The organism is Halegenticoccus soli (genome assembly GCF_002844195.1).
Lineage (GTDB): Archaea > Halobacteriota > Halobacteria > Halobacteriales > Haloferacaceae > Halegenticoccus > Halegenticoccus soli.
The window spans coordinates 79,773-98,477 of sequence record NZ_PEND01000002.1; the positions used below are offsets into that span (position 1 = coordinate 79,773).

General features: G+C 69.3%; 24 protein-coding genes and 1 tRNA gene. 19 read left to right on the plus strand and 6 right to left on the minus strand.

Translation table 11 applies throughout. The features are described from left to right. Positions 1-83 precede the first annotated feature (83 nt). From CNO20_RS05255 to thpR, 3 genes are all read left to right on the plus strand, one after another. Entirely contained in the window at positions 84-656 is a 573-nt protein-coding gene (locus CNO20_RS05255) for a histidine phosphatase family protein (protein WP_101295104.1), read from the plus strand. 188 nt (positions 657-844) lie between these two features. Beyond that, positions 845-1,879 carry a DNA repair and recombination protein RadA gene (gene radA, locus CNO20_RS05260; protein WP_101295105.1) on the plus strand — a complete coding sequence of 345 codons (1,035 nt, stop codon included), beginning with the start codon at positions 845-847 and terminating at the stop codon, positions 1,877-1,879. 251 nt (positions 1,880-2,130) lie between these two features. Continuing rightward, complete coding sequence (gene thpR / locus CNO20_RS05265; protein WP_101295106.1) at positions 2,131-2,685, plus strand: RNA 2',3'-cyclic phosphodiesterase; 555 nt, start codon at positions 2,131-2,133, stop codon at positions 2,683-2,685. A 34-nt stretch (positions 2,686-2,719) separates the two neighbouring features. Here the strand turns inward: thpR and CNO20_RS05270 are convergent, their stop codons facing one another. Next, positions 2,720-2,977 (minus strand): hypothetical protein, encoded by a 258-nt coding sequence (locus CNO20_RS05270; RefSeq protein ID WP_143423147.1) that lies wholly within the window; start codon positions 2,975-2,977, stop codon positions 2,720-2,722. Positions 2,978-3,139: 162 nt separating this feature from the next. Here CNO20_RS05270 and CNO20_RS05275 point away from each other — a divergent pair, with 162 nt between their 5' ends. From CNO20_RS05275 to CNO20_RS05300, 6 genes are all read left to right on the plus strand, one after another. Beyond that, positions 3,140-3,292, plus strand: a complete 153-nt coding sequence (locus CNO20_RS05275) for a 50S ribosomal protein L39e (protein WP_101295108.1) — start codon at positions 3,140-3,142, stop codon at positions 3,290-3,292. After that, positions 3,292-3,570: a 50S ribosomal protein L31e gene (locus tag CNO20_RS05280; RefSeq protein WP_101295109.1), complete on the plus strand. Its 279-nt coding sequence runs from the start codon at positions 3,292-3,294 to the stop codon at positions 3,568-3,570. The genes CNO20_RS05275 and CNO20_RS05280 overlap by 1 nt, the downstream gene beginning before the upstream one ends. A 2-nt stretch (positions 3,571-3,572) precedes the next feature. Then, positions 3,573-4,238, plus strand: coding sequence for a translation initiation factor IF-6 (locus CNO20_RS05285; protein WP_101295110.1), 666 nt, complete (start codon positions 3,573-3,575; stop codon positions 4,236-4,238). A gap of 141 nt (positions 4,239-4,379) precedes the next feature. Next, positions 4,380-4,841 carry a prefoldin subunit alpha gene (gene pfdA, locus CNO20_RS05290; protein ID WP_101295111.1) on the plus strand — a complete coding sequence of 154 codons (462 nt, stop codon included), beginning with the start codon at positions 4,380-4,382 and terminating at the stop codon, positions 4,839-4,841. Between the two features lie 6 nt (positions 4,842-4,847). Beyond that, positions 4,848-6,182, plus strand: coding sequence for a signal recognition particle-docking protein FtsY (gene ftsY, locus CNO20_RS05295; protein ID WP_101295112.1), 1,335 nt, complete (start codon positions 4,848-4,850; stop codon positions 6,180-6,182). 205 nt (positions 6,183-6,387) lie between these two features. Beyond that, entirely contained in the window at positions 6,388-7,236 is an 849-nt protein-coding gene (locus CNO20_RS05300; protein ID WP_101295113.1) for an NmrA/HSCARG family protein, read from the plus strand. A gap of 72 nt (positions 7,237-7,308) precedes the next feature. Here CNO20_RS05300 and CNO20_RS05305 read toward each other — a convergent pair whose 3' ends face one another. Further along, positions 7,309-7,533 (minus strand): hypothetical protein, encoded by a 225-nt coding sequence (locus tag CNO20_RS05305; protein ID WP_101295114.1) that lies wholly within the window; start codon positions 7,531-7,533, stop codon positions 7,309-7,311. A gap of 230 nt (positions 7,534-7,763) precedes the next feature. On the opposite strand from CNO20_RS05305, the gene CNO20_RS05310 reads away from it, so the two are divergent. From CNO20_RS05310 to CNO20_RS05335, 6 genes are all read left to right on the plus strand, one after another. Beyond that, positions 7,764-8,585 carry a M99 family carboxypeptidase catalytic domain-containing protein gene (locus CNO20_RS05310; RefSeq protein ID WP_101295115.1) on the plus strand — a complete coding sequence of 274 codons (822 nt, stop codon included), beginning with the start codon at positions 7,764-7,766 and terminating at the stop codon, positions 8,583-8,585. 103 nt (positions 8,586-8,688) lie between these two features. Then, positions 8,689-10,074 carry a signal recognition particle protein Srp54 gene (locus tag CNO20_RS05315; RefSeq protein ID WP_101295116.1) on the plus strand — a complete coding sequence of 462 codons (1,386 nt, stop codon included), beginning with the start codon at positions 8,689-8,691 and terminating at the stop codon, positions 10,072-10,074. Positions 10,075-10,182: 108 nt separating this feature from the next. After that, positions 10,183-11,391, plus strand: a complete 1,209-nt coding sequence (locus CNO20_RS05320; protein WP_101295117.1) for an MFS transporter — start codon at positions 10,183-10,185, stop codon at positions 11,389-11,391. 91 nt (positions 11,392-11,482) lie between these two features. Further along, positions 11,483-12,067, plus strand: coding sequence for a magnesium transporter (locus CNO20_RS05325; RefSeq protein WP_101295118.1), 585 nt, complete (start codon positions 11,483-11,485; stop codon positions 12,065-12,067). A gap of 41 nt (positions 12,068-12,108) precedes the next feature. After that, positions 12,109-12,627 (plus strand): magnesium transporter, encoded by a 519-nt coding sequence (locus tag CNO20_RS05330; protein WP_101295726.1) that lies wholly within the window; start codon positions 12,109-12,111, stop codon positions 12,625-12,627. A gap of 84 nt (positions 12,628-12,711) precedes the next feature. Next, positions 12,712-13,704, plus strand: a complete 993-nt coding sequence (locus CNO20_RS05335) for a nucleoside recognition protein (protein ID WP_101295119.1) — start codon at positions 12,712-12,714, stop codon at positions 13,702-13,704. Positions 13,705-13,800: 96 nt separating this feature from the next. Here the strand turns inward: CNO20_RS05335 and CNO20_RS05340 are convergent, their stop codons facing one another. Together CNO20_RS05340 and CNO20_RS05345 are read right to left on the minus strand one after the other, a co-directional pair. Next, positions 13,801-14,229 (minus strand): RNA-binding domain-containing protein, encoded by a 429-nt coding sequence (locus CNO20_RS05340; RefSeq protein ID WP_101295120.1) that lies wholly within the window; start codon positions 14,227-14,229, stop codon positions 13,801-13,803. Next, on the minus strand, positions 14,226-14,819 hold the full coding sequence (locus CNO20_RS05345) for an AAA family ATPase (RefSeq protein ID WP_101295727.1): 594 nt from the start codon (positions 14,817-14,819) through the stop codon (positions 14,226-14,228). Before CNO20_RS05345 ends, CNO20_RS05340 begins: the two co-directional genes overlap by 4 nt. Positions 14,820-14,899: 80 nt before the next feature. Between CNO20_RS05345 and CNO20_RS05350 the strand changes: the two genes are divergently transcribed. The 4 genes from CNO20_RS05350 to CNO20_RS05365 all read left to right on the plus strand — a co-directional run bounded on the left by CNO20_RS05350 (position 14,900) and on the right by CNO20_RS05365 (position 16,718). After that, the gene (locus CNO20_RS05350) at positions 14,900-15,277 is read left to right on the plus strand and encodes a YccF domain-containing protein (protein WP_101295121.1); all 378 of its coding nucleotides are present in this window, start codon (positions 14,900-14,902) and stop codon (positions 15,275-15,277) included. 46 nt (positions 15,278-15,323) lie between these two features. Then, positions 15,324-15,398: transfer RNA gene (locus CNO20_RS05355), tRNA-Arg, on the plus strand. Between the two features lie 341 nt (positions 15,399-15,739). After that, positions 15,740-16,066: a DUF5789 family protein gene (locus CNO20_RS05360; RefSeq protein WP_101295122.1), complete on the plus strand. Its 327-nt coding sequence runs from the start codon at positions 15,740-15,742 to the stop codon at positions 16,064-16,066. Between the two features lie 82 nt (positions 16,067-16,148). Continuing rightward, positions 16,149-16,718 carry a YciE/YciF ferroxidase family protein gene (locus CNO20_RS05365; protein WP_101295123.1) on the plus strand — a complete coding sequence of 190 codons (570 nt, stop codon included), beginning with the start codon at positions 16,149-16,151 and terminating at the stop codon, positions 16,716-16,718. A gap of 76 nt (positions 16,719-16,794) precedes the next feature. Here CNO20_RS05365 and CNO20_RS05370 read toward each other — a convergent pair whose 3' ends face one another. Beyond that, entirely contained in the window at positions 16,795-17,145 is a 351-nt protein-coding gene (locus tag CNO20_RS05370; RefSeq protein WP_101295124.1) for a hypothetical protein, read from the minus strand. Between the two features lie 75 nt (positions 17,146-17,220). Beyond that, positions 17,221-18,600, minus strand: coding sequence for an APC family permease (locus tag CNO20_RS05375; RefSeq protein ID WP_101295125.1), 1,380 nt, complete (start codon positions 18,598-18,600; stop codon positions 17,221-17,223). Between the last annotated feature and the right edge of the window lie 105 nt (positions 18,601-18,705).

The following is an 18,705-nucleotide window of genomic DNA, read 5'->3' on the forward strand; positions in this document are numbered from 1 at the left end:
CTTGGCGGTCGCCGCGGTTAAGCGCTACGTCCTGCGCGCGAAGCGAAACTATCATTTCGATTACCTCCGTCGAAGAACGTCCGATGCAGACGATCGTCTCGCTCGTCCGTCACGCCCACGCCCCCCGCGTCCGCGATCTCGAAGCGACGCGGGAGCTCTCCGAGCGCGGCCGCCGGGACGCCGCCCGCTTCGCGGCGCTGCTCGCCGGAGAGTGCGACGCGGTCGTCTCCAGCCCGTACCTGCGGGCCGTCCAGACGGTCGAACCGCTCGCGGAGGCGCTTGAAACCGCCATCGTCGTCGACTCGGACTTCAAAGAGCGACGCCTCGCCGACGGCCGCGTCGAGGATTCCGCGGGCGCGACCGCGGCGCTGTGGGACGACTTCGACGCCTCGCTCCCCGGCGGCGAGTCCAACCGCGAGGCGCAGCGCCGGGGGGTGGCGGCGGTCGAGCGCGTGCTGGATCGCTTCGCGGGCCGACGGGTGGCCGTCGGAACGCACGGGACGATCATGACGCTCGTGCTGAACGCGTACGACCACCGGTACGGCGAGGCGTTCCGGCGCGAGCTTTCGACGCCGGACGTCTACCGGCTGACGTTCGAGGGGACCGATCTCGTCTCCGTGGAGCGCACGTGGGAGGCGCGAGACCCGTCGGAGTAGATCGCTCCGGCGGGGACCGCGAGCGAATCGGACGCGGCGAAAGCGATCACTTCCGCGCTCGATCGTAAGTGATCGAGGGGCCCGAAATCGTGGCTCTGGAGCCGGGATAAGCGCGCGTCGGACTCCCTCGGTTCACTTTCACCCTGCTGTTGGCGACGGTTTATCCTCGTTCGAGGACTACGGAGAGCATGGCAGCGACGGTTACTCTCGAAAACCTCCCCGGCGTCGGACCGGCGACCGCGGAGAAGCTCAGCGAGGCGGGCTACGACTCCTACAAGGGGATCGCGGTCGCGAGTCCGGGGGAGCTCTCGGACGCGGCGGACATCGGCGAAAACAGCGCGGCCGACATCATCCGGGCGGCCCGGAAGGCGGCCGACGTCGGCGGGTTCGAAACCGGCGCGGCGGTCCTCCGGCGTCGCGAGACGATCGGCAAGCTACGCTGGGGCGTCCCGGCGGTCGACGACCTCCTCGGCGGCGGCGTCGAGACGCAGTCGATCACCGAAGTGTACGGGCAGTTCGGCGTCGGCAAGTCGCAGATCACCCACCAGCTCGCGGTGAACGTTCAGCTTCCCCGGGAGCACGGCGGGCTCGCCGGGAGCGCGCTGTTCGTCGACAGCGAGGACACGTTCCGGCCCGAGCGCATCGACGACATGGTCCGCGGCCTCGACGACGAGGTACTCGCGAGCGAGTTCGAACGTCGCGGAATCGAGGGTTCGCCGGACGACGGGGGCGCGATGGAGGAGCTCGTCGCCGACTTCCTCGATCACATCCACGTGGCGAAGGCGTTCAACTCGAACCACCAGATCCTCCTGGCCGAGAAGGCCAAGGAGCTCGCCGCGGAGTACGAGGAGACGGAGTGGCCGGTGCGGCTGCTGTGCGTGGACTCGCTCACGGCGCACTTCCGCGCGGAGTACGTTGGGCGAGGCACCCTCGCCGAGCGCCAGCAGAAGCTCAACAAGCACCTCCACGACCTCGTTCGGATCGCCAACCTGTACAACGCGGCCGTCGTCGTCACGAACCAGGTCCAGAGCAACCCCGATTCGTACTTCGGCGATCCGACCCGCCCGATCGGCGGGAACGTCCTGGGTCACGCCTCCAGCTTCCGCCTCTACCTGAAGAACTCGAAGGGGACGAAGCGGATCGTCCGGCTGGTCGACGCGCCGAACCTCCCGGACGGCGAGGCCGTCATGCGAGTCGAAGGAGCCGGACTCCTCGCCGAGTAGCGCCGAGGGAGGGGCGGAGTAGCCACCGCACGCCGCTTCGCTTGCGAACAGACGGCACGGAGCGCGGGAGCGAAACGCGAAGCGGGGTGCCGTGCTTCCGCGGACCGCTTCGCGGCGGTCGTCAGGTCACGGGGGGTCTGGTTCATCCTCGTATAAAAGAATCCGCACCCGATCCGTCCCGAAGCGCCGCCGGTCGGGTCTTCGGCGCGCCGACCCCGAACGTTAACCGCCCCGTCGTTCGATACTCGGTCATGCGTCTGTTCGTAAGTATCGACCTCCCCGACTCGCTTTCCGCGGCGATCGCGGACGTTCAGGACCGCCTGCGGGACGCAGAGGGGCTCCGGTTCGTCGACCCCGACCAGGCACACGTGACGCTGAAGTTCCTCGGCGAGACGCCCGAAGACCGTGTGTCGGCGGTCGAGGACGCGATCGAGACCGCGGTCGACGACGCCGGCGTCGATCCGTTCGAGGCGACTCTCGCCGGCCTCGGCGTCTTCCCGAGCCTGGACTACATCAGCGTCGTCTGGGCGGGCGTCGGGGACGGGGCGCCCGAGATGACGCGACTCCACGAGGCGGTAGAGCGCGAGACGACGGCGCTCGGGTTCGAACCGGAGGATCACGAGTTCACGCCGCACGTGACGCTCGCCCGGATGAACGACGCGCGCGGGAAGGACCTCGTCCGCCGAACGGTCGAGGGTCACGACGCGTCGCTCGGCTCGTTTCGGGTCGATCAGATCCGGCTGAAGGAGAGCACGCTGACGCCCGACGGCCCCGAGTACTCGACGGTGAGTCGCTTCGGGCTGTGACCGTCGCTTTGGGCGGCCACCGCCGTCCGCCGACTTACTCCCGCCGCTCCTGCGGTTCCCTGAGGCGGACCTCCTCGTCGGTCACTTCCTCGACGTGCTCGCCGTGGAGCCGGCCGCTGTCGTCGTCCGATCCCCACCCGAGCATCTCCTTTATCCCCTTCGTGATGCCCGGCGCCGACTTCATGTCGGCGTACTCGTCCGAATCGCCCGTCAGTTCGACGGTGCCGACCTCGTTGCCCTCGTGGTCGACGACGCGCTTTCCGTCGTCCTCGCCGCGGAAGTTTCGCGCCATGTCGACGTGTTGTCTCTCGATGGACATGTACCTGGTGCCCGCCGCCCGCGCCGCCCCTCGTAGAGGCGTTACGGGGGAGACTGCGGCGGTTCGGCGGTGCGCTCCGGGGGCGAGACGCGAAGGAACAAGATTTTATGGCGCGCAGGGGAAGTCAAAGCCACTATGGGCAAGAAATCGAAGGCGAAGAAGAAGCGTCTGGCGAAACTCGAGCGCCAGAACAGCCGCGTTCCCGCGTGGGTCATGCTCAAGACCGACATGCAGGTGACGCGAAACCCCAAGCGCCGTAGCTGGCGGCGGAGCGACACCGACGAATAATGAGCGCGAGCGATTTCGAAGAGCGAGTCGTCACGGTCCCGCTCCGCGGCGTCAAGAACGAACCGGTCCAGAAGCGCGCAGACAGGGCGATGACGCTCGTCCGCGAGCACCTCGCGAAGCACTTCAAGGTCGACGAGGGCGACGTCCGCCTCGACCCCGCCCTCAACGAAGCCGTCTGGGCGCGCGGCCGGCAGAAGCCGCCGCGGAAGCTCCGCGTGCGCGCCGCCCGCTTCGAAGAGGACGGCGAAGCCGTCGTCGAGGCCGAACCGGCCGGGTAACAGTGCTTCGCGCCTCCTTCGTCGGCTCGTCGTACGTGGGCGTCTTCGCCCGCGCCACCGACGACGTGCTCCTCGTGCGCCCGGACGCGGGCGACGAACTCGTCGCCGACATGGCCGACGAGCTCGACGTCCGCGCCCTGCAGACGACCATCGACGGCTCCGGAACCGTCGGCGCGCTCGCCACCGGCAACGAGAACGGCGTGCTCGTCTCCAGCCGCGCGACCGACCGCGAGCGGGAGGAGATCGCCGACGTCGTCGACCTGCCGGTCGTCGAGCTCCCCGGCCGCATCAACGCGGCGGGGAACGTCGTGCTCGCGAACGACTACGGTGCCTGGGTACACCCGGAGCTGGACGACGATGCCGTCGCCGCGGTCGAGGAGGCGCTCTCCGTCCCCGTCGAGCGGGGTTCGCTCGGCGACGTCCGAACCGTCGGCACCGCCGCGGTGGCGACCAACAGGGGCGTCCTCTGTCACCCGAAGTCGCGCGAGCCCGAGCTGCAGGCGCTGGAGGAACACCTCGGCGTCCGCGCCGACATCGGGACGATAAACTACGGCGGTCCCCTCGTCGGCTCGGGACTCGTCGCGAACGACGCCGGCTACGTCGCGGGGCAGGACACGACCGGCCCCGAACTCGGGCGCATCGAGGACGCCCTCGGCTACCTCGACTAGCGCCGCGGGTTTCGATTCCCGAGTAGGAAGATACTTCCCGCTCGCTGCCGCATGTCCTTTCATGAATCAGCACACTGTCAGCGGCCGCTTCCGATCGCAGGCCGGCCGGCGGAACCTCGAAACGGACGTGATGTGCGAATGATGGGCGGCGGACAGCAGCAGCTGCAGCAGCTCTCGCAGGAACTGCAGGCGATCGACCAGGAGATCGAAGCGCTCGAAGGCGACATCGAGGAGCTGCAGTCCGAGAAGTCGGAGACGGACGAGGCGATCGAGGCGATCGAGACGCTGGAGTCAGGCTCGACCGTGCAGGTGCCGCTCGGCGGCGGCGCGTACCTCCGCGCGGAGATCCAGGACATCGACGAGGTCATCGTCGACCTCGGCGGCGGCTACGCGGCCGAACAGGAGCAGAACGACGCCATCGAGGTGCTCCGTCGCAAGCAGGATCTCCTGGATCAGCGCATCGCCGAGGTGCGCGGCGAGATCGAGGACCTCGAAGACGAGGGCGAGGAGATCGAACAGCAGGCCCAGGAGATGCAACAGCAGCTCCAGCAGCAGCAGCTCCAGCAGATGCAGCAACTGCAACAGGAAGACGAGGACGAGTAACCGCCGATGTTCGACGGGCTGAAAGAGAAACTAAACCGCTTCCGCCAGGACGTCGAGGACACCGCCGAGGAGAAGGCGGAGGAAGCGGCGGCCGAAGACGGCGCGGCCGAGGTCGCAACTGAAGAAACCGCGGCGGAAACCGCGACCGACGGCGACATCGGGGCGGACCGCGCCGGCTCCGGCGAGGGGCCCCCCCCGGCCGACGATTCCGCGGTGGCGCCCGCGGCGGAGGGAACCGACGCGGCGGCTTCGACCGGCTCGACGGTCGACGCGTCCGCCGAGGGGGCCGAAGCCGCGGAGCCGTCGGAGGCGACCGGGGGCGCCGGCGCGTCGAGGCGGGAACCGGAACCCGAGTCGCCGCCCGCCGACGCCGCGTCCGAAGTCGACGAGGCCGGTCGAGGAGATGACGAGACCGACGACGCCGAGGGCGACTCGGGATCGACGATCAGCCGGTTCAAGCGCGCGAAGGCGTTCGCCACCGGGAAGATCATCATCGAGGAGGAGGACCTCGAAGGGCCGCTCTGGGACCTCGAGATGGCGCTCCTCGAAAGCGACGTCGAGCTGAACGTCGCCGAGGAGATCCTCGACACGCTCCGCGAGAAGATGATCGGCGAGACGCGGGCGCAGGTCGAGACGACCGCGGAGCTCGTCGAGGTGGCGCTGCGCGACGCGCTGCTCGACGTCATCAGCGTCGGCCAGTTCGACTTCGACGAGCGCGTCCGCGAGGCCGAAAAGCCGGTCACGATCATCTTCACCGGCGTCAACGGCGTCGGCAAGACGACGAGCATCGCGAAGCTCTCGGAGTACTTCGAGGAGCGCGGGCTCTCGACGGTGCTCGCCAACGGCGACACCTACCGCGCGGGGGCGAACGAGCAGATCCAGAAGCACGCCGACAACCTCGGGCGGAAGCTCATCTCCCACGAGCAGGGCGGCGACCCGGCGGCGGTCATCTACGACGCCGTCGAGTACGCCGACGCCCACGACGTCGACGTCGTGCTCGGCGACACGGCGGGCCGCCTGCACACGAGCAACGACCTGATGGCGCAGCTCGAGAAGATCGACCGCGTCGTCGACCCGGACATGACGCTGTTCGTCGACGAGGCCGTCGCCGGCCAGGACGCGGTCCAGCGCGCCAAGAAGTTCGACGAGGCGGCGGAGATCGACGGGGCGATCCTCACCAAGGCCGACGCCGACTCCAACGGCGGCGCGGCCATCTCCATCGCCTACGTCACCGGCAAGCCGATCCTCTTTCTCGGCACCGGCCAGGGGTACGACGACATCGAGCGCTTCGATCCCGAGCTGTTGGTCGACCGGCTGCTGGGCGAAGCCGACGGCGAGTAGCGCCGGCGGCTGCTCGACCGTTCCGCGGCCGTCCGGCGGCGTTTCCGGATAATCGTCCCACCTCGGGCCGCGTTCGACCTGCGCGCCTCGGAGCGCGGGACGTTCGACGAGGTGCCGGATCGACGCTGAGACGATCCGGTCGCACCCGAAGACCCTCTCTTCCGCATCGGAGAGGAGTTATCTCCGCCGCAACCGTACGAGCGACATGGCAGTCGAATCCGTACTCGTCGCGGGCGCGACCGGCACGCAGGGGGGCGCGGTCGCCGATCACCTCTTAGAGCGGGGCGTCGAGGTCCACGCCCTGACCCGGAACGCCGGGAGTGACGGCGCGCAACTCCTCGCTCGGCGCGGCGCGGAGGTCGTCGAGGGCGACATGACGGACCGGGAGGCGCTCGATCCGCTGGTGGCCGACGTCGACGGCGTCTACTGCGTGACGACGTTCTTCGAGGCCGGCGGCGTCGAGGCCGAGGTCGAACAGGGCGTCACCATGGCGGAGGCCGCCGCCGCCGCCGAGGTCGATCACTTCGTGCTCAGTTCCGTCGCGGGAGCCGATCGGGACACCGGAATCCCGCACTTCGACTCGAAGTACGAGGTCGAAGAGCGCGTTCGGGAACTCGACCTCCCGGCGACGATCGTCCGACCGGTCTTCTTCGTGCAGAACTTCGAGGGGATGCGCGAGGCGATCGAAGACGGTCGGCTGGCGATGGCGCTCCGGCCGCGCGTGCCGCTCCAGATGGTCGACGTCGACAACGTCGGCGCGATCGTCGCGGAGGCGTTCGGGAAGCCCGACGAGTACGTCGGCGAGGTGTTCGAACTGGCGAGCGACGAGCTCACCCTCCAGGCGGCGGCCGCCCGGTTCGCCGACGTGCTCGGCGTCGAGATGGCGGTCGAGCACGTCCCGATCGACGGGCTACGAGAGCGCCGCGGCGAGGAGATGGCGACCATGTTCGAGTGGTTCAACGAGCGCGGCTACGACGTGGATCTGGCGGCGCTGCGACGCGACCACGACGTCGCGTTCACCCGACTGGAGGAGTACCTGGCGAGCGTCTGGTAACCGCGGAACGGGACGAACCGGACGACGCGGAGGACGCGCGAAACCGGGAGCGGAGCGGCAGGCGCCGGCAGGTCAGGAGATCCAGAGGAGGTCGACCGCGAGCTTCGCCGTGCAGCCCGTGTCGCCCCCGTACCCCGCACAGCGCCCGGTTTCGACGATGCGGACGAACCGCGTCGGCGTCCCGCACTCGGGACACTCGATGTAGTAGCCGTCGTCCTCCTCGCGCAGTTCGTCCGGGGTGATGCTCATGTGCGCCGCCTCCTCGATGTCGATGTCGACCGTGGTGTCGCCGGTCATAGCCGAACGTACGTCGGGCTCACGTAAATCCGCGGCGGCGAACGGCGTGCGGTCCGCCGCGCTCAGCGTTCGAACGCCGCGCCGTAGTGGTACGGCGGCAGGTCGACCGCCTCGACGTGGTCGAACCCGGCTTCGCCTCCCCGCCTGGTGTCTGGAATCGGGTATTTCATCTAAAAATAGTAATCTATCTGCCAAAAGTTTAAAATTACAATATTAATTCCGATATTACGATGTCAGAAGACAGTCCCTCCAGGAGAACGTTTCTGCGCGCCGCCGCGGGCGGTCTGACCCTCGCCGCCCTCGGCAGTGCGCCCGCTTCGGCCCGCGAGCCCTCCGAATCCTCGGCGTCCGACCCCAAGCGCGGTCGGCACACGATCCTCGAAGGGACCGAGTACGAAACCGACGTTTACCACGTCGATTCAGTCGAACCGGGTCCGACGGCGCTCGTCGTCGGCGGTATCCACGGGGACGAGGCGGCCGGCTACGCCGCGGCGCGCGCCCTCGCCGCGCACCTGACCGTCGACGCGGGGCGGGCGGTCGTGATCCCCGAGGCGAACGCTCCGGCGGTCGAGGCCGGGTCGCGGGCCGAGCCGAACGGCGACCTGAACCGGCAGTTCCCGGCCGGCGAGACGCCGACGACGGAACCGGCCCGAACGCTCTGGAACGAGACGCGCATGATCGAGCCCGACGTCGTGATCGACCTCCACGAGACGCCCGGACTCTACGGCCGCGAGCCGTCCGGCGGCGGGCAGGCCGTCTTCTACACCGGCGCGGACGACGAACTGGCCGAACGGGAGATCGCCGAGCGCGCCGTCGAACCGGTGAACGAGTTCTTCGTCCCCCGGCCGGTCGAGCAGCACGAGTTCTACACCGACGTCACCTCGGAACTCGTTTCCGACCCGAGCAGCCTGTTCGTCACGAAGGCGGCCGAGGAGTTGGAAGCGCCGAGCTTCCTCGTCGAGACCTACGAGGACCTCCCGCTCCCGGTTCGCGTGAACATGCACTGGCTCCTCGTCGAGGAGCTCCTCGCGGTCGCGGGACTCGTCGAATAGCTCCTCGACACGCGAGCTCTCCGGCGTCCGCCTCGCTCGCGCCGACCGTCCGGCGCGACGGACGAATAAAGGCTTTACCGGCTCGGAACCGTAGCCCGGGGTAATGGTACTCAACGATCTCGGGACGTCCCTCCGCGGCACGATGGACAAGCTGCGGGGGAAGACCCGCCTCGACGAGGAGGACGTCGAGGAAATCGTCAAGGAGATCCAGCGGTCGCTCCTCCAGGCCGACGTCGACGTCGGCCTCGTGATGGACCTCTCGAACTCCATCAAGACCCGCGCGCTGGAGGAGGATCCGCCGGCGGGAACGAGCGCCCGCGACCACGTCCTCAAGATCGTCTACGAGGAGATGGTCGCCGTCGTCGGCGACTCGACCGAGATCCCGCTCGAACCGCAGACGATCCTGCTCGCCGGCCTGCAGGGCTCGGGGAAGACCACCTCCGCGGCCAAGATGGCGTGGTGGTTCTCGAAGAAGGGGCTCCGCCCGGCGGTCATCCAGACCGACACGTTCCGCCCCGGCGCGTACGACCAGGCCAAGCAGATGTGCGAGCGCGCCGAGGTGGAGTTCTACGGCGACCCCGACGAGGAGGATCCGGTGACGATCGCCCGCGACGGACTGGAAGCGACAGAGAGCGCCGACGTCCACATCGTTGACACCGCGGGCCGCCACGCGCTCGAAGCGGACCTCATCGCGGAGATCGAGGAGATCGAGAACGTCGTCGACCCGGACCTGAGCCTGCTCGTCCTCGACGCGGCGATCGGTCACGGGGCGAAAGAGCAGTCGCGCGAGTTCGACGAGGCGATCGGCATCGGCGGCGTCGTCATCACGAAGCTCGACGGGACCGCGAAGGGCGGCGGCGCGCTGACGGCCGTCAACGAGACGGACTCGTCCATCGCCTTCCTCGGCACCGGCGAGACGGTGCAGGACATAGAGCGCTTCGAGCCGAACGGGTTCATCTCGCGCCTGCTCGGGATGGGTGACCTCAAGCAGTTGTCCGAGCGCGTCGAGCGCGCGATGGCCGAGACCCAGGAGGCCGACGACGACTGGGACCCCGAGGACATCATGCGGGGGAAGTTCACCCTGAAGGACATGCAAAAGCAGATGGAGGCGATGAACCGGATGGGTCCGCTCGACCAGGTCCTCGACATGATCCCCGGACTCGGCGGCGGGCTGATGGATCAGCTGCCCGACGACGCGATGGACGTCACCCAGGACCGGATGCGCTCCTTCGAGGTGATCATGGACTCGATGACGGACGCGGAGCTCGAAAACCCGCGCTCCGTCGGCGCGAGCAGGATCCGGCGCATCGCCCGCGGCAGCGGCAAGGACGAGGAGACGGTCCGCGAGCTGCTCGAGCAGCACAAGATGATGGACCAGACGCTCAAGCAGTTCCAGGGCATGGGCGACGGCGACATGAAGCGGATGATGAAGAAGCTCGAAAAGCAGGGCGGCGGCGGCATGGGCGGCATGGGACCGTTCGGCGACTGATCCGTCGGCCGTAAAGGCCGACGGAACGCCGTCCTCCGTCAGAGCACCGTCCGTTGCCGACCGCCGCTTTCCGTCCCCTTTTTGTCGACCGCCGCCTCCGCCCGGACGATGGCACTTCGCCTCCGAGGTCTCGCCCGATTCGACGCCCTCGCGCTGACGGCGCTGCTCTGGTTTCTGGCGAAGTTCCTCCGGTACGCGTTTCCTCCGCTCTTCGGCACCCTCCGGGAGACGTTCGGGGTTTCGAACGCGGCGCTCGGGGCGACCTTCAGCGCGCTGATGGTCGCGTACACCGCGATGCAGTTTCCGGCCGGGGCGCTCGCCGACCGACTGGGGTCGGTGCGAGTCATCGCCGCCGGCGCGCTCGTCGCCTCCGCCGCGGCGATCGCGCTGGTCGCCCCGCCGTCGTTTCTCGTGCTCGTCGGGGGCGCGGTCCTGGTCGGCCTCGGTACCGGGGTGCACAAGACCGTCGCCGTCCGACTCCTCTCGACGATCTATCCCGAGCGGACCGGCCGCGCGCTGGGCGCGCTCGACACCGTCGGGGCGTTCGGCGGGGCGGCGGCCCCCGCCGCGGTCGTCGCCGTCGCCGGCGCTCCCGGGTGGGGCGCGCTCTTTCTCGCGAGCGGCGTCGCCGGCGCCTGTCTGACCGTCCTGTTCGCCCGACGCGTCCCGCGACGGCTCCCGTCCGGCGGCGACGCGAGCCCCGACGACGGCGATCGATCCTGGCGCAGGTACACGGCGCGGTTCGCCGACCGGCGGTTCGCCGCGTTCGTCGCCGCGACCGTGCTGTTCTCCGCCGCCTACAACGGGGCGGTGGCGTTCCTCCCGCTGTATCTGACCGACGAGGCCGGGCTGTCGCCGGCGCTCGCGAGCCTGTTTTACAGCGCGCTGTTCCTCGTCAGCGTCGTGCAGATGGGGACCGGCGAGCTGAGCGACCGGGTCGGCCGGCTGTCGGTGATCGCCGCACTGCTCGCGGTGGCGGCCGCCGGCCTCGCGGTCCTGCTCGTCGGTTCGACCCCGCTCGCGCTCGCCGCGGGCGTCCTCCTGTTCGGCGTCGGCGGGCACGGCTACCGGCCGGTTCGGGGCGCGTACCTCGTCGCCATCATCCCCCAGTCTCTGACCGGCGGCACCCTCGGCATCGTCCGCACCGCCAGCATGGCCGCCGGCGCGGCGTCGCCCGCGCTCGTCGGCGCCCTCTCCGACGGGGCCGGCTTCGACGTCGCGTTCGGCGGCCTTTTCGTCTCGGCGTGCCTCTCGACCGCGTTGGTCGCCGCGCTTCTCGCGACGCGCGATCGTCGGTCCGGCGTCGGCACGGCGTAGCCGACTGCGGACCGGCTCCGCTCCGGTCGCCGCGCTCCGCGGTACGTTCGTACACACCTGACTTTTAACCGTCGCGTCCGTCCGTCCCCACATGACGATCCGCGAGGTCTCTGTCAGTGCGTACCGGGAGGCGCTCCCGGTGCTGACGCTCAGCGCCGTCGGCGGGCTGTTCGCCGGCGTGGTGCTGGGAGGGATGGAAGAGGAGCTCCGCGTCATCCCCGGTCTGCTCGTGCTCGTCCCCGCGCTCCTCGCGACTCGCGGGAACGTCTACGGATCGCTCGGCGCGCGGCTCGGCTCCGGGCTCCACCAGGGGCTCGTCGAACCGCGCTTCTCCGTCGGCGACCGCCGCGTCAACGCCGCCGTCGCCGCGGCGCTGGCGAACGGCATCCTGATCAGCGTGCTCGCGGCGGTCATGGCCTACGCGCTCCTCTCGGTGCTGGCGCGGTCGGTTGCGCCGCTGTCGACGCTCGTCGCCATCGCGCTCATCGCGGGCGTGCTGTCGGGGCTCCTCCTCACCGCGGCGGTGGTCGGCGTGGTGTTCGTCGGCTACCGGCGCGGGGTGAACCCGGACACGCTGGCCGGCCCCGTCGTCACGACGACCGGCGACGTCGTCGGCATCGCCACGATGCTTTTCGCCGCGCGGCTCGTCCTCTCGCTCGGGGTCGGTGGTGCCTAGCCGTGCCCTCGGCGTGGACCGTCCGGTCGATCACGCGGGCGATGCTCCCGGTGCTCGTCGTCCTCACGGCGATCGAGCTGGGCAGCGGACTCGTCCTCGACACGTTCGAGGGAACTCTGCTGCGGTACCCGAGCCTCCTGGTGCTCGTGCCGGTCACCATCGGGATGGCCGGGAATCTCGGGAGCATCCTCGCCGCGCGGCTCTCCACGGCGTTCCACCTCGGCCTGCTCACGTTCGATCCGACCGACGACCAGCTCGCGGGGAACGCGGTCGCGACCGTCGGCCTCGCGGTCACCGTCTTCCCGTTCGTCGGCGCGGGCGCGTGGCTCCTCCAGTGGCTCCTCTCGGAGCCGGCGCTGGCGTTCGGAACCGTCGTCCTCGTCGCCCTCACGAGCGGCGTCGCGCTCGCGGTGCTCGCCGTCCTCGTCACGCTCACGGCGACGTACGCCGCCTACCACTTCGAACTCGACCCCGACGACGTCGTCATCCCGGTCGTGACGAACGTCTGCGACGTGCTCGGCGTGCTCGTCCTGTTCGGGGCGGTGCGGCTGTTCGTTTGAGTCTCAGACGGGCGGCGCGCGCGACGCACGCTCGGACGCGGCCGGACCGACGGCGCTTAGTTCGCCCGCCTCCGAACGCCGAACGTGCAGGGATTCGTCGCGCAGGCTCTCGAATCGCTCGGGTGGCTCGTCCCGCTCCTCTCGGAGGTGCTTCCGCGGGTCGTCCAGATCGGCCTCCTCGTCGCCGTCGGGGTGTTTCTGGCGAACGTCCTCGTCGCGTTCGGGGTCGTAGAGCGGATCGCCGGTCTCTCGCGGTACCTGACGGGGCCGGCGAACCTCCCCGACGAGATCGGAACGGCCATCCTGACGACGGCCGCCTCCACCACCGCCGGCTACGGCATGCTCGCCGAGTTCCGCGAGTCCGGGACGCTCGACGACCGCGCGACGCTCGTCGCGGTGACGATCAACACGTTCTTCGGGTTCGTCCAGCACGTCTTCACCTTCTACGCGCCGGTGCTGATTCCGATCCTGGGGCTCGAAGTCGGCCTCCTGTACGTCGGCGCGCGCGCCGGAATCGCGCTGGCGATTACCCTCGTCGGGGTCCTCGCGGGGGCGCTGCTGCTCTCGGAGCGGAACGTCGATCCGAGCGCGAGCCTCGACGTCGACGGGCCGGACGGCGACGCCGCCCCTCCGGGGGAGACCGTTCGGCGCGCCTGGGAGCGGACGGTGCCGACGCTGTCGCGCATCGTCCCGCGGCTCGCGGTCGTCTACGCGGTCGTGGCGGTACTCGTCGAACGGTACGACCTCGAGGCGCTGACGGCCGCGGCCGATCCCCTCGCGACGGTCGTCGGCCTCCCCGGCGCGTCGATCCCGGTCATCGCCGTCTTCGCGCTGGACACGACCGCCGGCGCGGTCGCGATCGCGCCGCTCGTCGGCGGGACGTTCACGCCCGAGCAGGCGGTGGCGACGATGCTCCTCGGCGGCATCATCTCCTTCGCCGTCTCGACGTTCAAGCGCTCGATCCCGTTCCAGTTCGGGATCTGGGGGCCGTCGTTCGGAACGAAGGTCGTCGCGGTCAACACCGCGCTGAAGGTGGCGTTCATCGGCGTCGCGCTCGTCGTGCTCCTCGCGCCGTAGCGGGGGAGCCGGGGAGACCAGAAACTGGGAACGAGGACGGAAAGGAACGGCCGAGGAGAAGGCGGCGGCCGAGAAGTCGACCGAGGCGCTCTCGGCTCAGCGTTCACGCCGGTTCCGGTCGGGATCGACGGGCATCCCGTCCTCGGTCGGCGGGGCGACGTGGTCGACGAACTCCTCGACGCTCGGCTCGCGGACGGTGACGTGGACCTCGATGTCGCCGAGTTCGTCGGGGCTGCCGACGGCGAAGTTGACGACGCCGCGGAACGCTGCCTGCTTTTTCAGCGCGAACGAGAAGCCCTCGTCGGTCGCGCGCTTTTTGAACTCGCGGCGGGCGGTGTCGAGGATCTCCTGCTCGTGGAGCCGGTCGGAGAACGGGTCGAGCGTGTGCGTCTCGGCGACGAGTCGGCCGGCCTCGCGCCGGACCTCGGCGTTCGGAAAGAGGTTCTCGACGGCGTCGGCGACGCGATCGGTCACCTCCGTCTCGCGGACCGGCGCGACGATGCGGACGTCGACGCTGTAGATCATCGCTCCACCCCGGCGCTCGTCGAGCGGCCGCCGTCGGCCGTCCCCGCCTCCGTCCGGATGATCTCGCGGACGCGCGACCGGAACGCCTCCAGCGTGTCGGTGTTTTCGATCACGACGTCGGCGCGGTCCATCGCGTCCCGCATGCCGAACCCGAGTTCGCGCTCGTCGCGCCTGCGGAGGGCCTCGCCGCCGTCCTCCGCCGGCTTGTCGCGGCCGCGCTCCGTGACGCGGTCGGCCCTGAGATCGAAGGGCGCTTCGATGCTCACGAGCAGGAAGTCGTCGCCGAACGCCTCCTCGAAGCGGTCGACTTCGACGCCCGAACGGATGCCGTCGACGAGGACGGTGTCGGACGAGTCGAGGGAATCCTCGACGAGGGGGAGCGACCGGGCGGCGATGGCGTCCGGGCCGTTCTCCTCGCGGAGCGCCCGCGCGACGCGACCGTGGTGCTCGGCGGGATCGAGCCCCCGGTCGCGGCACTCCCGGCGGATCACGTCGCCCATCGTCACGACGGGGATCCCCTCCTCGCGGGCGACCCTGGCGGCCTCCCCCTTGCCGCTTCCCGGCAGCCCGACGGTTCCGATGACTCTCATCACCACCCGCTACTGGTGTCGCGGACTTAGGTTTGCTGTTCGTCCGCGACGCTTTTGCTCGCACCCCTCCTCCGAGTGGTATGAGCGAGCGGTCCCTGCTGGTTCGGGCACTGTGGTTCGTCCTCGTCGGCTGGTGGGCAACCCCCGCCGTCGTCAACCTGGCGTGGTTCCTGATCACGACGGTCGTGCTCCTCCCGCTCGGCGTCGCGCTGATCAACCTCGTCCCCACCGTGCTCTCGCTGAGGGAGCCGCGGTCGCGTTCGGCTCCGGAGACGGCCCGGGGTCAGCACTCGTTGCTCGTCCGGGCGGCGTACTTCGCGCTCGTCGGCTGGTGGCTGAGCTGGCTGTGGGCGAACGTCGCGGCGTTCCTCGCGGTGACGATCGTCGGCCTGCCGGTCGCGTACTGGATGTTCAACCGGCTCCCGTACGTGACCTCGCTGTACCGCTTCGACGGCTGATCCAACCCAAATCGCTTTTTATGCCGGCTCGTCTTTGACCGAGTGAGGGCACGTAGCTCAGTCTGGATAGAGCGTCGGACTTCTAATCCGACGGTCGTGGGTTCAAATCCCATCGTGCTCGCTTCTCCGCGAACGACAGTGAGCGGGAAGCGACGGCCATGGGATTTGAAGTACGGACCGAGGGAGCGGAAGCGACCGAAGGTCAGGTAGTTCAAATCCCATCGTGCTCGTCCACCTTTTTTGCCTCGGGTGCGCTTCGCGCACCGCTCGGCAAAAAATCTGGACCAAAAAGCCGCTCACTCCCTCCGGTCGCTCGCGGTACAAATCATACGGAACGAGCGGAACGACCACAGTACAAATTCCGTCCGCCTCGTTTCGGACGGAGCCTCCCCGCTCGGTTGACTGTCTCAAGTGTCAACTCGAAGAACGATTATCCGTGTCCGCGATGAACACGCTACTGCCATGGAGGACGCGCCAGACACCACCGGAAAGTTCCGCTCGCTCGACATCAACGGGATCTTCGACCTGTTCGACGGAACCGAGCTCCCGGCGACGACGGACGAGGTCCTCTCGGAGTTCGGCGACGTCGAGGTCACCTACCCCCGCGGGGGCTCCGAACCGCTCGACGCGGTGCTCAACGCTTCCGGGCGCGAGACGTACCGGACGATGGACGACCTGCAACTCGCGGTGCTCAACGGCGTCCAGCGGGACGCGGTCGGCCGTCCCCGCTACAGCGACCGCGACCCGCCAACCATGGGCGAGACGCGGGACTTCCGACAGTCCTTCTGACTCGCGTTTCCCGTTTCGGGACGGCCACCCGTCGGATTCGCGGACAGAACGTCTATGCGAGCCCGCGCGCATCCCTAGCCCGGTGGGAGTCCTCATGAACATCGAGACGCTGCACGACCTCTTCCTGTACGAACTGCGGGGCGCGTACTACGTCGAAACCGAACTCGCGGACGCGCTCGAGGGGATCCGCGACCGCGTGGCGGTCGACACGCTGGACGAGGTGGCCGACGAAGAACTCCACGAAACCGTCGCCGAGGCGTTCGCGTCGCACCGCGAGGAGACGGAACGGCAGGTCGAGCGCCTCGAACGCGCCTTCGACGCGATCGACCGGCAGCCGGAGACGCGGGAGATGCCGTCGCTGGACGCCCTCGTCGACGAGACCGAGCGGTTCAACAACGTCGTCCTGAACGACGCGATCCGACCGCTGTTCTACCTCGACGCCGGGACGAAGATCGAGCGGCTCGAACTCCGAATGTACGACAGCCTCCTTCGTCTCGCCCGCGCGCTCGACGCGCCCGAGGACGCGATCGATGCCCTGGAGACGAACCGACGCGAGGAGGAAGCGGCGCTCACGAACCTCCGGGAGCTGTCGGACGGTTCGGAGGCCGACTCCGTTCTCGACGAGTTGGCCGAGCGGAGCTCGGGATTCTAGGGCGGGCCGCCGCGGCGACGACCGTTCTTCGAGGGCGATCGGCCGCCCGAAGCCGCGACCGGCCGCCGAGATCCCGTCAGCCGTCGTCGCCGCCCAGGTCGAGGTCGTCGAACTCGTCGGCGAGGCCCTCGAGAACGTCCTCGGCTCGCTCCTTCGTGTCGTCGTCGATGTCGTCGATCTGTTCGACGCTGTGCCCGCCGCTGTAGGCGGTCTTGATCGCGTTGCTGTTCAGGTTGCCGTCGGGGTCGACGACGGGGAGCTTCAGGTCGGTGAAGTTCTCCGGGTCGTCGAACCCTGACGACGAGAGGACGAAGTGGGCCGCGATCTCCGAGAGGTCGTCCGCGTCGAAGTCGTTCTCCTGCGGCGCGCTCCAGTCGTCGGTCGTTGTGCCCGAGAATTCGGGCTCGTGAACCTCGTAATCCGACATCGGGGGACACTGTCGCCCGAGAGGCTCATCAGCGTTCGGGCCGGATTCGTCGGCCGCGCCCGTGCGATCGGCGGCCTACGTCCGTGTCGGTTCGGCCGCCTCCGAGGACCCGTCCGAGAGCGCGAGCAGCCCGACGCCGAGCGCCGCCCACGCGCCGACGATGACCCACTCGTACGGCCACGCGAGCGCCGAGCCGCCGCCCGGAAGGTAGAGCGTGAGGAAAAACAGCGTGACGAGCAGGCCGAACGCGCCGACGGCGTACCCGGCGGGGAGGCGCAGCGGGCGGTCCATCTCGGGCTCGCGCCGTCGGAGCACCAGAAAGGAGACGACGACGAGGAACCACGCGACGACGATGCCGAGGCCGCCGGCGTTGACGACCCAGACGAGCATCTGCTCGCCGAACAGCGGGGCGAGCGCGGCGATGCCGCCGACGAGGAGCACCGCGTTGGCGGGCGTGCCGTGTTCGGGGTGCGTCCGGGCGAGCCAGGCCGGGAGCATCCCCGAGTCGGCGAGCGCGAAGACGGCGCGACTCCCGCCGATGACGAACGCGTTCCAGCTCGTGAGAATGCCGGCGACGCCGGCGAGCGCCATGATCCGCCCGATCGTGACGCTTCCGAAGAGAGACGACATCGCCGCCGCCGCGGGCAGCGGGCTCTCGACGAGCGCCGCGCCGGGCATCGCCCGCCCGGCCGCCCAGATGACCGCGATGTAGAACAGCGCCGCGCAGACGACGGCGGCGACGAGCAGGTACGCGAGGTACTTCGAGGACACGTCGGCCTCCTCGGCGGCCTGCGGGATGACGTCGAAGCCGACGAACATGAACGGGGTCATGAGCGCGACCGTGAACACGCCGGCCAAGCCGGCGCCCGCCATCGGCGCCTGACCGGTCGGACCGCCGTTGGCGACCGCGCCGCCGACGAGCGTGACGCCCGCGAGCGCGATGACCACCGTGAGCACGGCCTGCACCTGCGCCGCGGGCCGGACGCCGATGTAGTTGAGGTACGTCATGACCGCCGATCCGAGCAGGCCGACGGCGACCCAGGTCCCGTAGACGGGGACGCCCGCCACGCGCCAGAGCTCGACCGCGTCGAACCCCGGGATCAGGTACGCGAGCGCCGACGGGAGCGCGACCGCCTCGAAGGCGACCACGCTCACGTACCCGAGGATGATCGCCCACGTGCAGACGAACGAGCCGAGGGATCCGAGCGCTCGAAGGCTGTACGCGTGCTCGCCGCCGACGACCGGCATCGCCGACGCGAGCTCGCCGTAGATGAGCCCGACGGCCGCGACGAGAATCCCGCCGAGGACGAACGCCAGAATCGACCCCAGCGCGCCCGCCTCGTCGATCCAGTACCCGGTCTGAATGATCCAACCCCAGCCGATCATGGCTCCGAACGCGAGGACGAACACGTCCCGCTTCGAGAGCACTCGCTTGAGCCCGTGTTCCGATTTCATGCGTGGGACACCCACACGAATACTCGGACTCGATCCGATAATTTTTTCGGAAGCTGTCTGACACCAAGTGGACTTCGGACTCGTTCGGACGGAGTGCTTTCGCGG